Source organism: Candidatus Omnitrophota bacterium (genome assembly GCA_030695905.1).
Taxonomy (GTDB): Bacteria; Omnitrophota; Gorgyraeia; order 2-01-FULL-45-10; family 2-01-FULL-45-10; genus CAZHPY01.
Genome location: JAUYOL010000001.1, coordinates 73,552 through 85,669 on the forward strand (window position 1 = coordinate 73,552; position 12,118 = coordinate 85,669).

The following is a 12,118-nucleotide window of genomic DNA, read 5'->3' on the forward strand; positions in this document are numbered from 1 at the left end:
ATCATCTTCTCCGTTCTGTGATTGGTAAGACAAAATGTACGGTTGTTCCCTTGCCGAATTCTGACTCGGCCCAGATCTTTCCTTTATGTATTTCAATAATCTCTTTTGATATGGCAAGTCCTAACCCTGATCCGCCAACCTTTCTTTCCACTTGAGAAAACCGCTTGAATAGTTTGGGCATATCATCCTCTTTTATTCCACAGCCGGTATCGGTTACCGATACCTGGATGGAATTATCGCCCTTTATGGAAGCTATCGTTATACTGCCCCTTTTTGTATACTTTACAGCATTGCTGATGAGATTGTTCAGGACCTCTATAATCTTGTCTTTATCGAAATTGGCACGAGGCAACTTATTTTCAAGTTTGAGATTAAATTTTAGCCTATTCTTGCTTACCAGGGAAAGCATTGCCAGATGGACCTCGCGGATGATGTCGTTAATATTGTTTTCCTCGAATTTAAGTTTCATCATACCAGCGTCGAGCTTTTGGAAGTCCAGCACCTGATTGATTAATCTCGTAAGCCTGTCTATATTCCTTTTTGCTATATCAAGTATATCCTTTTTTTCCGTATCTATAATGCCGGTCCTACTTTCGGTGACAAGAGAGAAAGCCTCCTTTATAGCGCTTAGCGGGGTTCTAAGCTCATGAGATACCATATTCATAAAGTCTTCTTTTGCCGTTATCGCCTGTTTGCGCTCGGTGATGTCACGCACTATAGAAAGAAGGCAGTACCTTCCTCCTATAATCGCCCGTTTTGCGTTGACTTCGACCCAGAACTCCCTGCCGAATTTATCTTTAGTAAACCATTCAAAAATCTGTGGTATGCCGGAAGCCGCCTGTTCGTAAAACTGCCTGCATTTTTCAGCGGTATATTGGCCAAAACTAATGTAAAAAGGCTCCAAATTTAACCCTATCATTTCCTCTTTAGGATAGCAAAAGATTTCACATGCTTTGCTGTTAACATTTATTATGTGGTATGTTTTGATATCGCGAATAATAATTCCGTCATTCGCTGACTCGAATATAGAGTGGTAGCTCTCTTCCGATACCCTGCAAGCGTTCTCCATCTCCTTGCGCTGCGTAATATCGTGGAATACGCCCTGCATGACCCGTTTATTTTCTATCTCTGTCATAGAGCAGCTTATGAGCACTATTTTTATCTTTCCGGATTTTGTCACTATAGTAGCTTCATCCACACCCATTTTGTTCAAAATTTGATTTTTAAACATTTCGGAATAACGTTCTTTTTCATTAGTAGGATGCAGAGTTGTTTGGTGACGGCCTATTAGTTCATCCTTAGATTTCTCAAAAAGCTTTTCGGCAGCCTTGTTGCAGTTGATAATAATGCCTGTTTCCGGGTCGGCCCACAGGATAGTGTCAAGGGCGTTCTCAAAAGCGAGCCGAAACTTTTTTTCACTTTCCTGCAGCGCTCGGGTACGATCACCCAGCAATTTTTCCAGATTTTGTTTATATAAATTCGTCTCCGAGTCTTTTCTTATGCGCTCACTTATGTCCTCCACCATCTCAACAGCGGCTGTAATATTACCATTGGCATCCTTCAGAGGAGAAGAGACGATTCTGTAATTGACTATACGGCCGCCCACAGGTGTTTGTGTTATCGCTTCATGCACAAGCCCGTCTTTTAGAGTCAGACAAGTAGGGCAGTAAGAACAGATGCTATCGCGGGGAGGATTATTAAATGTGCGATAGCATATAGGTTTTTTTGCGACATCTATATAGGGGAACCACTGCCTCATCTTTGTGTTAAGCGCAAGTATCTGCATATCTGGGCTTATTAGTGCAATGCCTATATCTATGCTATCAACCATGCCCCTGCATATCTCATCAGTTAATCTGAATGTTTCCATATTTAGCTACTTAAGCCTTCCCGCTCTCTCTATCTATTATCTCTACTATGCTATCAAGCAGAGAATCCATGCTTGCCGATTTTTCCAGATATTCATCCGCGCCGGAATATTTGGCTATGGGAGCCGATATTGCCGGATAGCCGGTGAGAAACACGGTTTTTGTATCAAGCTTATTCGTTTTAACATACTTAGCGAGCTCCAAGCCCGTAAGCCCCGGCATATTAAAGTCCACAAATATTATGTCGTAGTGGTTACTTTTTATCATATCCAATGCCCTGTCTCCGTCATAAGCAAAATCCACGCGATGGCCTTTTCCCGTTAAAAATTTCTTTATTATACCTATGAGATCCTTATCGTCATCGGCGATAAGTATATTCTTTTCCATATTGGTACCTCCAATCTATTTGGGCGGTATTTGGTTTAATAAGAGCCAATATAGCCCCAGCTCCGAGACCGCCGTGACAAACTTATCAAACTCTACGGGCTTGGGTATGTAGCTATTTGCCCCATATTTATAGCTTTTAACCAGGTCCTCCTCCTCTTTTGAAGAGGTCAGTATTACAACGGGTATTGATTTGGTTTTATCGTCCGTCTTTATTTTGCGCAATACTTCCAGGCCGTCCACCTTTGGAAGCTTTATATCGAGCAGTATTACTTTCGGCCTGATGCCGTTATTGCCATTCTTTTTTGCCGCATATGCGCCTTCGTGGAAGATAAAGTCGAGGGCCTCAGCGCCGTCCTTTACCACATAAACTTTATTGGCAAGCCTTCGCTTTTCTAAAACCCTCAAGATAAGCTCGATATCGTCAGGATTATCCTCAACCAAAAGAATGTCAGCCGCTTCTTTTATTCCCATGGTTACCCCCTTTTTTAGGCAGCGCGAAATAAAACGTTGCCCCTTCACCGGTTTTGCCTTCTGCCCAGATCCTGCCCCCGTGCCGGTCAATGATCTGACGCGCGATAGCCAGGCCGACTCCTGTTCCCTCGAACTGGGCTTCATCATGGAGCCTCTGGAATATTTCAAATAATTTATCCATATATTTCATATCAAATCCTACGCCGTTATCTTTCACATAATATTTATTTTCTTTCGCGTCGCTTATACAGCCTATCTCAATAGTACCCATTTTTTTAGATCTTGTAAATTTGGCTGCGTTTGACAGTATATTGTACCAGACATGATGCATAAGGCTTGGATCGCCATTTGCGGGAGGGATATCTTTTATATCTATCTTTAATGTTCGGTCAGGCGTTATCTCATCCTTCATATCTTCTAATACACATTTTACGATTTTTTCCATATCGATATGGCGCATTTGTACCTTTTGGCGTCCCAAGTGCGCGAATCGAAGCAGGTCTTCTATCAGCAGGCCCATCTTTTTCACATTTTTGCGTATAGTGACAAGGTTATGCTTGCCGGCATCATCGAGCTTATCACCATAATCTTCCAGTAGCATACGGCTAAATCCGTCTATTGATCGAAGAGGGGCCCGAAGATCATGCGATACGGAGTAATTGAAGGCATCGAGCTGTTTATTCGTCTCCTCAAGCTCCGTCGTGCGCTCTCTCGCCAATTCTTCGAGATGCCCGCGATATTGCTCTAATTCATTCTCTATCTTCTTGCGCTCGGAAATTTCCCTGCTTAATCTCTCAAGCGTGCCGGCAGTAGTCTTGGCTATATAAAATGACGCAGCGGCAGATAGCACCAAAACAAAGACAAATATACCTATAAGAAAATTTCTTAGCGTTGTTACATCGGTAAATGCTTCGTCGCAGTCTATTTTTGCCACTATGCCCCATTCGGAAGAGGGTATATAGTCCCAGGCCGCTATAACATCCCTATTTCGATAGTCGGTCGAATGGCCGCCCCCTTTTACGCCTAATACAGCACGCTGGGCAGGTATGGCCGTTTTTTCTCCTATGCGGATCTTTTTTGTAAGAGTCGCTTTGGGATCGTGCCGAAGAGGATTTAGAAAGAGGATCTCGTTCCCTATTTTTTTGCACAGCAACGTCTCTCCGGTATTGCCCAGTCCCGTTGTGTCCTGGACAAGATTATAGAATTGGGTCATATTGACCTCGAAAACTATGACACCTACAAGGAGGCCATCGGAGCCAAGAACAGGAGCGCTTATAAGAAGCGCTGGTTTGCCTTCCCGCATCTCATCCAAAAATATATCTGTAAAATATACGCCGGTTTTTCCCTCGGAAAAGGCTTTTTGTTCCGAGTCTTGCAGGCTTCGCAGAAGATGCTTTGGGTATTGGCGGGGATTTGAAGTGTATACTATCTTTCCGGTGGGTTCAACTAATATAATTTCGTATAGATCCAGAATGTACTGCATTGGCCTTAATTGTTCGTCCAGGGCCTCTTTGGCAGACATGAATTCAGCCTTCGATGTGTCACCCGAAAGCCTTGTCAATATTGGCAGATTTTTCCTGATCATCCAGAAATTCTGCGCCATCTTTATGCTATTCTCAAGTCCTTTGAAGTATGTGTTGATTTTATCTGCCTTGAAGGCTACTATGTCTTCAAGCGAGGAGATGTGATGCTTTTCAATCGATCGTGCATAGTTAATGAAAGTTAAAGCGGCAATAAGAATAGTTGGGATTAAAGCGATGGCAAGAAAAATAAAGGTAAGCCTTGACCTGATAGACATACGATTATGGCCCCCCGAGCAGCCCTACCTTCGAGTATAGCACAATAATCAAAACAGTCAATCAGTTGTGATGGCGGGGACGACGGGGGTCGAACCCGCGACCTTCAGATCGACAATCTGACGTTCTAACCAAACTGAACTACGTCCCCAATTTTACGAAGTGAAATGTGTGAGGTATTATATACTTACCGCCCGAATATAGCAAGATTTTTTTAAGGATTATTTGTATTGCTAAAAATAGAGTGGTATACTTTAACCAAAAACTAAAACCTGCATGATAAAGTTCAAAAATAAAGTTCTGGTAATCGGATATGGCTCGGTCGCCAAATGCACGCTGCCGATACTATTAAAACACATCGATATACCACACAAAAACATCACAATAATAGATTTTATAGATAAAAGAAAAGAATTGCAGCCGTGGATCAAAAAAGGCATTAAGTATTTTCAGGAAAAAGTCACCCCCATAAATATAAACCAGCTTTTATCAAAACATGTTTCATCAGGCGGGCTTGTCATAGACCTCGCATGGAACATAGAATGTCTGGATATGCTAAGCTGGTGCCACGATAACAAAGTTTTATACATCAACACTTCCGTCGAGGAATGGGATCCTTACGCGGGCATTCACAATAAAAGCGCGTTTAAAAAATCTCTGTACTATAAACAGATGCAGATACGCGATATGGTGTCCAAATGGAGCAACGGTTTTATCACGGCCGTCTTGGACCATGGCGCGAATCCGGGGCTCATTTCGCATTTTACCAAAAAAGGCATCACAGATATCGCGTTAAAATACATTAAGGATAAAACCGTTCAGAAAAATCACGCAAAAAATATAGAGCGTCTTTTAAGCAGTAAAAATTTTTCCCGGCTTGCGATGATGTTAGGGATAAAGGTAATTCATATAAGCGAGCGGGACACTCAAGTGACAAACAGGCCCAAAGAAGTAGACGAATTTGTCGGCACGTGGAGCATAGAGGGGCTAAGGGAAGAAGGCATCTCCCCTTCCGAGATGGGGTGGGGTACACATGAAAAAGAGCCCGGTTTAATACATAGCGTCCCTCCATATGGCCCGAAAAATCAGATATTTTTGTCACAGATGGGGATGAATACGTGGGTAAGGACATGGGTGCCTAACGAAGAGATCGTAGGTATGGTGATAAGGCATGCGGAGGCCTTCAGCATATCTGACAATCTTACTGTGCATGAAAAAGGCCGGGCGGTTTACAGGCCCACGGTGCACTATGCCTATATGCCGTGCAATGAGACTATAGCGTCGCTTCATGAATTACGCGCCAGAAATTACGAACTGCAGAAAAAACAGCGCATAATGAGTGATGAGATAAAAAGCGGCGCTGATATATTGGGCGCGCTTATCATGGGCCACAAATATAATTCGTGGTGGACGGGCAGCGTGCTTAGCATAGAGTCTTCGAGAAGACTGGTGCCGCACCAGAACGCCACAACGATGCAGGTCGCTATAGGAGTCGTATCGGGCATAATGTGGATGATAGAAAACCCGGATAAGGGCGTAAATGCGCCTGATGATCTGCCGCACGAGTATATACTAAATATAGCCAAGCCTTACTTAGGAAAGCTTGTATCGGAACCTTCGGATTGGACCCCCCTGAAGAATTATAGGGTATTTTTCAAAGAGAACCACTCTGCTCACCTCGATAAAAGAAATATCTGGGCCTTCAAAAACTTCCTATTCAAAGATTAAAATCTGTTAGAAATAAAAAAACTTGCTTTTGCCCATTGTAAATTACTATCTTATGATATATACTCTAATTAAGAGAAAAGAAAGAAATCTATATCGATAAAGGCAAACCTAGCGAAAGCTATGGGACGCAAAACTAAAGAACCTAAAGCCGTAAGGCCATGGTAGTCAGTCGCCGAAAATAGGTTAATAGTCTATTGGCGGTGTACCATGTGCAAACGGCTTAATTTTTTATCATGGGGGGTGATTTAGATGCGCTCTATGGCAAAGCAGGTATTAAAAATAGCAATCCTGGCTATAATTTTGACCATAGTCGCTCTATATACCCCGGTATATTTTTCTGGACCTTATGGTCTATCTTACAGCTCCACCATCCATGCCTCCGCACAGGAAAAAAACGATAACATTGTGATAGATAGCTATTGCGAATCAAGCGGTGTTAATTCGATAATAAATCTTGAAAACTGCAGTATGGCCAACAAAATCGCAATGGAGAAGGGCCAGATAAGGATAGTAAGAGATAATGCCGGAGAGCCTGAAAACGCTTACGCGAAAAATATAGAAGATGAATAATCCAGAGCCTTTTTACAATTATGTGGTATAATACTCCCCGTTAGAATTAACACGGGGAGTTTTTTATGGATAAAAAACCTTATATTCTTGTAGTGGACGATGAAAGCGACGCGCGCTCGATGGTGATAGATTTTCTGAAAGAGCGCTATGAGTGTGAGTTTGCCGAGGCAAAAGACGGCGAAGAGGCGGTAAACTTTTTGAAGTGTCACCCATGCGACCTGATGATCCTCGATATAAAGATGCCTAAAAAAGGCGGTATCGCGGTAATAAAAGAAGCGAGAGAGATTAACCCAAAGCTCGATATATTAGTGGTATCAGCCTGGGTGAGCGACGAAGTGTCTCAGGAAGCGGTTGAAAGCGGCGCGACCGACTATCTGGTCAAGCCGATAGACCTTAAAGTTGTGGCAATGAAATTTTCCGATATCTTAAAGAAGAAAGGGTATCTGGTTAGTAAGATTTAGGATTCTGGATTATTATGCAGCGCGCTTTTAAGCTGTGTGAAGGATTCTCGAAATGATGCGGAAGACTGCTTAAAAATGAAAGAGAATCGCCTTTACTTAAAAGGTGCTTCTCTCCCCCGACAAAAACCTGCGTCTCTCCCTGTAATATTATTATCAGCTTTTCAAAACTATTTGTATCCTGCGGATCCTGCTCTTCCCTTGTCGCTCCTCCGGGACGAAGTATCAGTTCCATCGCCAAAAACCTCATGCTGCGCGGGCTCAAAATCTCCGCGATCGCTTTGCCATTATATATGTACTCATTATTTGCCCTGTCTTTGCGGCGCATTATTGTCACTATTTTTGATACTTCTTTATCAGTGCCTTCAACCAGCTCTTTTAAGGATATGCCAAGGCCCGTTGAGATCTGATACAGGCTTCTTAAGCGGATAGTGTCTCTGCGGCCTTTTTCAAGCCGGCATAGAGAGTAGTATGTCAGCGCTCTTTTGCCGAATATATCGACAAGTTTTTTGTGGAAGTCTTTAAGGCTGACCTTTAGTACGGTTTTTCTTAAGTAGCGGATCTTTTCCGAAAGTTTCATATGTCACCTTTGTTCTGTCAGAAGAAAGTATACAACGAAACTCTTTAACTGTCAATAGAAAAATTGATTTTTTGTGTAGATTTTTTATATAAAACAGCAAAAATATATAACTTTTTTAGTTCCTAATTAATTAACATAACTTATTCATAATAAATAAGTTATGAGGTTACAAAAATATAATAATTGACGTTTCATTTTAAAAATACTTGACAAACAGCAATTCGTATGCTATATTTGAAGTGTAATACAAAGAGGAGGGGAAAAGAAAATGATGACTCTAAAAATGGCAATAATAGCGATGATGATAAGTTCTTCAGCGGTACCTTTTAACGGTTCAGATGTAAATAAGGCGATTGAGCATCCGAGGATTTCCGAAGTAATGGATTATTCAGTACCAAAAGATACCAGCGCCCTCGATGTTAAGGATATAGCGGATGCTCAATATGCGCCTGTTGATCAGGCCGCACCGGTAGAAGAGGCCGTTTCTGCCAGGCAGACTGTCAACGGAGACAAGACATATGAACAATGCATGAGAGAAGAGTTTGAACGCATATATGAAGAAATAAACAGGATGCTTAATGAGGTGGTTGATCGTTGTGACAAGTAGTTGTAGTTGCATAGAGTGATATTGTAGTGTTATAATAATCGCCCTATGAGACAAGCATTATCAGCAGCAATCTGGATCTTCGTGGCACTTCTTACCGTACTCTTGTACCTCGCAATGTTGTTCTTCGTAATAGTCCTTTATCCATTTGATAAGAAACGAAAAGTCGCGCATGCGCAGTGTTACTGGTGGAGCGATGCCCTTCTAAAGTTTAATCCGGGCTGGAAGATGGATATTTCCGGGCTCGAAAATATTGACAAGAAGAAAACGTATGTTATAGTAGCTAATCACCAGAGCCTGGCGGACATAATAGTTTTATACCAGATAAAGACGCAGTTTAAATGGGTTGCCAAGGAGAGCCTTTTTAATATACCATTTTTAGGATGGTGCATGTCGCTTGCCAGGCACATAAAGCTGGAGCGGGGCAAGCTTACAAGCATAAAAAAGGTATATCGTGAGGCCGCGGAATGGTTGAGGCAGGATATGTCGGTGTTATTTTTTCCTGAGGGCACCAGAAGCGAAACGGACAGGATGAATGAATTTCAGAACGGCGCGTTCAAACTTGCCATAAAAGAGAAGAGATATGTTCTGCCGATACTTATCAAGGGAACGAGAGACGCCATACCAAAGCATGGCCGGCAATTTGCGGATAAGATGCATTGCACACTAAGGGTGTTGCCGGAGATAGATACGTCGAGATTTGGTCCGGGCGATTTCGAGCTTTTGAGAGATGAAGCGCGTTCAAAAATGGAGGCCGTATCAACGTGATTACATATGATGATTTCAAAAAAGTAGAGTTAAAGATAGCAAAGATCCTTGAAGCCGAAGAGGTTGCCGGAGCGGAGAAACTGTTAAAGCTCCAGATAGATCTGGGTAATTCCGAAAAAAGACAGATCGTAGCCGGTATAAAGAAACAATATCAGGCGAAAGATCTTATTGGCAAGGAGATAGCGGTTATTACAAATCTCGAGCCCCGTATGGTGATGGGGATAGAGAGTAACGGCATGCTTTTGGCCGCGTCCGGGGACGCCGGGCCCGTTATTCTTATACCTGAAAAAGAAGTTCCTCCCGGAAGCGGGATAAAATAGACGGATATTGACGCGCCTGTAACTCACATGGATAGAGTACCTGGCTACGAACCAGGGTGTAGCAGGTTCGATCCCTGCCAGGCGCGCCATTTTAATAGTGATAAAGCACTAATTTATATGTCAAAACTCGACCAATACTACATGTCCGAGGCCTTGAAAGAGGCGCAGAAGGCTTTTGATGCCGATGATGTGCCGGTAGGGGCGGTTATCGTGCACGAGGGGCGGGTTATTGCCAGAGCCCATAATCAGATAAAATTGCTCAAAGACCCTACCGCTCACGCCGAGATGATAGCCATTACGCAGGCGGCCTCCTACCTGGCCAACGAGCGTTTGCTAAATACAACCATGTATGTTACAATTGAACCGTGTTCTATGTGCGCCGGAGCGCTTGTATTGGCTCGCGTAAAAAGGTTGGTTTACGGGGCATGCGACCCCAGGACAGGCGCATGCCATTCGGTCTTTAAGATCACCGATAATAAGCGATTAAATCACAGAATAAAGACTGAAAAAGGTGTATTGGAAAAAGAGTGCGTCTGGATGCTGAAAGAGTTCTTTAAGAAGAAACGGGTTAGATAATCAGTAAAACGGAGAGGTCGCCTAGTGGTCTATGGCGGCGGTTTGCTAAACCGCTATATGGGTAATACCGTATCGAGAGTTCAAATCTCTCCCTCTCCGCCAGTTTTAAGAAGTAAGTTCTTCTCAAAGTAGGAATATGTGGTATAATATCCCTACATACTAAATTTTGATCGAAGGGAGGTGTTAATAAAGATGAAAAAATTATTATTAGTACTTATCGCTCTTATGCTATCCGCTTCGATATCCTTTGCTCAGAATGATACGAAAGTCGTTGAGCCGGTAAAATCGGTGGTCGAGGGCATAGAGGCTGTAAGCGAATTCGTAGGTAAGGTAGTATCGGTTACCGTTGCCGAGCCGGCAAAGGGAGTGACTGAAAGCACGGTAAAAGTCAGCGACGAAATGGGTAATCCCGTATCGTTTACCGTAAGTTCAGCCGCGAAGATCACAGACGCGTCCCTAAACGCTATTACATTAGGCCAGCTTAAGGAGGGCGAGAAGGTAAAAGTAAAAGCTATAAAGACAAAAGAGGGCAAGGGAGAGGCTAAGTCAATAGCTGTTCAGTAATTCTTGCGATTTGATGTACAATATCAAACTGTTAAAGAAAGGGGGCTATTGCGATGAAAAAATTACTAATCGCTTTAATAGCTTTAACATTCGTAGTATCGCTGGCTTATGCCGAACAGGCAGGTCAGGCTGCTAAGAGCACCGAAGAATTGAAGACTTTTGTGGGCAAGATCGTATCGTTAGAATACGCCGATCCTACAAAAGGACTCGACAAGAACAATATGAAGGTTCTTGGCCCGGATGGTAACCCTGTTTCCTTCACGGTTCCGGTCACAGTAACGCTGCTTGACGCCGCGACAAGAGTTGTCACTCTGAATACCTTCAAAGTGGGTGACACTGTAAAGATTGAGCGCGTAAAGGGCGAAGTAAAGTCAGTACAGAAGCAATAATTTCACACTAACGGATTATTCGAGACGGCAGGCATTTCTTTTGAAGTGTCTGCCGTCTTGGTTTAAATAGACTTTGTGCTGTAAATATGGTATTATTGCCCACATGAAGAAGACTTTAAGGATACTGGGGCTGGTATTACTGATAGGGATAGTCTATTCTCTTATCCCCGTCACAGCACTGTATTTAGGGAAAGATGTAAGCGGGCCAACCAATGAACAGATCATCGAAAAGCTGAAAAACAATAAGGGTAATGTATTTTCGTTTATTGTTTTCGGCGACAACCACGCAGGCTTTATATTTAATGACAGCGCTTTCTTAAAAATAATACACAATATAAACAGGGAAAATAGATTCAAGAAGCTGAATATAGACTTTGTGACGAACCTCGGCGATATATCCTTCATTAAAGGCACAGAGTGGGATTACCGTTTATATGACAGGCTGCGCGCAAAAATAAAATGGCCGGTCATAAGCTTGATGGGTAATCATGACGATGAAAAAGGCAGCGACCGCAGGTTTAAAAAATATTTAGGCAAGAAAGAGTTCACCTTTACCGATCGGAACTCATACTTTATAGTTTTGGACAATAATATAACTTCGTTATCGGAAGAGCAGTGCAAGTGGCTCGAAGAGGAGCTGCAAAAATCAGCGTCTTACGCTCACCGTTTCATATTCATGCATAAACAGGCTATGTCATTGTACCAGCAATCGTGGTTCAGGCCGGAATTGGGCAGCTGGTCCTACCGATTCATGAAGTTGTGCGAAAAATACAAGGTGGATATTGTGTTTGCCGGCCATGAACACATGTTCAGAGAGGCAACTTATGGCGGCGTGCGGTATGTAATGTCAGGTGGAGCGGGGATGCTTAACCAGATACCGGAAGCCGATGGCGGATATCTGCATTACCTGGTGGTACGCGTGTATGGCGATTATGTAGATTTCGAAGTGCGCAAGATTTTCCCGCCGCTTTGGGAATATTTCACATACTATATGTGGAAAGAGCTGTTTTATCTTTTGAAGGATGTATTTTGCTAACCC

General features: G+C 42.9%; 15 protein-coding genes, 3 tRNA genes and 1 riboswitch. Of the genes, 12 read left to right on the plus strand and 6 right to left on the minus strand.

Going from position 1 to position 12,118, the window contains the following annotated elements; translation table 11 throughout:
• Position 1 precedes the first annotated feature (1 nt).
• From Q8R38_00375 to Q8R38_00395, 5 genes are all read right to left on the minus strand, one after another.
• On the minus strand, positions 2-1,870 hold the full coding sequence (locus tag Q8R38_00375) for a PAS domain-containing sensor histidine kinase (protein ID MDP3790492.1): 1,869 nt from the start codon (positions 1,868-1,870) through the stop codon (positions 2-4).
• A 10-nt stretch (positions 1,871-1,880) separates the two neighbouring features.
• A complete protein-coding gene (locus tag Q8R38_00380; protein ID MDP3790493.1) occupies positions 1,881-2,255 on the minus strand; it encodes a response regulator in 375 nt (124 codons plus the stop codon).
• 15 nt (positions 2,256-2,270) lie between these two features.
• Positions 2,271-2,726 (minus strand): response regulator, encoded by a 456-nt coding sequence (locus tag Q8R38_00385; protein MDP3790494.1) that lies wholly within the window; start codon positions 2,724-2,726, stop codon positions 2,271-2,273.
• Entirely contained in the window at positions 2,704-4,524 is a 1,821-nt protein-coding gene (locus tag Q8R38_00390) for an ATP-binding protein (GenBank protein ID MDP3790495.1), read from the minus strand. Before Q8R38_00390 ends, Q8R38_00385 begins: the two co-directional genes overlap by 23 nt.
• A gap of 71 nt (positions 4,525-4,595) precedes the next feature.
• Positions 4,596-4,673, minus strand: a tRNA-Asp gene (locus Q8R38_00395).
• A gap of 125 nt (positions 4,674-4,798) precedes the next feature.
• Here Q8R38_00395 and Q8R38_00400 point away from each other — a divergent pair.
• The 3 genes from Q8R38_00400 to Q8R38_00410 all read left to right on the plus strand — a co-directional run bounded on the left by Q8R38_00400 (position 4,799) and on the right by Q8R38_00410 (position 7,281).
• Positions 4,799-6,250: a saccharopine dehydrogenase C-terminal domain-containing protein gene (locus Q8R38_00400; GenBank protein ID MDP3790496.1), complete on the plus strand. Its 1,452-nt coding sequence runs from the start codon at positions 4,799-4,801 to the stop codon at positions 6,248-6,250.
• Between the two features lie 91 nt (positions 6,251-6,341).
• Positions 6,342-6,427, plus strand: a riboswitch (cyclic di-GMP riboswitch).
• An 81-nt stretch (positions 6,428-6,508) separates the two neighbouring features.
• The gene (locus Q8R38_00405; protein ID MDP3790497.1) at positions 6,509-6,820 is read left to right on the plus strand and encodes a hypothetical protein; all 312 of its coding nucleotides are present in this window, start codon (positions 6,509-6,511) and stop codon (positions 6,818-6,820) included.
• A gap of 65 nt (positions 6,821-6,885) precedes the next feature.
• Positions 6,886-7,281 carry a response regulator gene (locus tag Q8R38_00410; protein MDP3790498.1) on the plus strand — a complete coding sequence of 132 codons (396 nt, stop codon included), beginning with the start codon at positions 6,886-6,888 and terminating at the stop codon, positions 7,279-7,281.
• Here the strand turns inward: Q8R38_00410 and Q8R38_00415 are convergent.
• Positions 7,268-7,858 (minus strand): cupin domain-containing protein, encoded by a 591-nt coding sequence (locus tag Q8R38_00415; GenBank protein MDP3790499.1) that lies wholly within the window; start codon positions 7,856-7,858, stop codon positions 7,268-7,270. The genes Q8R38_00410 and Q8R38_00415 overlap by 14 nt on opposite strands.
• 268 nt (positions 7,859-8,126) lie before the next feature.
• On the opposite strand from Q8R38_00415, the gene Q8R38_00420 reads away from it, so the two are divergent.
• The 9 genes from Q8R38_00420 (at position 8,127) to Q8R38_00460 (ending at position 12,115) form a co-directional block, all read left to right on the plus strand.
• A complete protein-coding gene (locus Q8R38_00420) occupies positions 8,127-8,465 on the plus strand; it encodes a hypothetical protein (GenBank protein MDP3790500.1) in 339 nt (112 codons plus the stop codon).
• 45 nt (positions 8,466-8,510) lie between these two features.
• Positions 8,511-9,230, plus strand: a complete 720-nt coding sequence (locus tag Q8R38_00425) for a lysophospholipid acyltransferase family protein (protein ID MDP3790501.1) — start codon at positions 8,511-8,513, stop codon at positions 9,228-9,230.
• Positions 9,227-9,550 (plus strand): methionine--tRNA ligase subunit beta, encoded by a 324-nt coding sequence (gene metG, locus Q8R38_00430; protein MDP3790502.1) that lies wholly within the window; start codon positions 9,227-9,229, stop codon positions 9,548-9,550. The genes Q8R38_00425 and metG overlap by 4 nt, the downstream gene beginning before the upstream one ends.
• Before the next feature lie 12 nt (positions 9,551-9,562).
• Positions 9,563-9,639, plus strand: a tRNA-Arg gene (locus Q8R38_00435).
• A gap of 28 nt (positions 9,640-9,667) precedes the next feature.
• Entirely contained in the window at positions 9,668-10,126 is a 459-nt protein-coding gene (gene tadA / locus Q8R38_00440) for a tRNA adenosine(34) deaminase TadA (protein MDP3790503.1), read from the plus strand.
• A gap of 10 nt (positions 10,127-10,136) precedes the next feature.
• Positions 10,137-10,228 (plus strand) — tRNA-Ser (locus tag Q8R38_00445).
• 90 nt (positions 10,229-10,318) lie between these two features.
• On the plus strand, positions 10,319-10,690 hold the full coding sequence (locus tag Q8R38_00450) for a hypothetical protein (GenBank protein MDP3790504.1): 372 nt from the start codon (positions 10,319-10,321) through the stop codon (positions 10,688-10,690).
• Between the two features lie 53 nt (positions 10,691-10,743).
• On the plus strand, positions 10,744-11,079 hold the full coding sequence (locus tag Q8R38_00455) for a hypothetical protein (protein ID MDP3790505.1): 336 nt from the start codon (positions 10,744-10,746) through the stop codon (positions 11,077-11,079).
• 103 nt (positions 11,080-11,182) lie between these two features.
• On the plus strand, positions 11,183-12,115 hold the full coding sequence (locus Q8R38_00460; GenBank protein MDP3790506.1) for a metallophosphoesterase: 933 nt from the start codon (positions 11,183-11,185) through the stop codon (positions 12,113-12,115).
• Positions 12,116-12,118 lie beyond the last annotated feature (3 nt).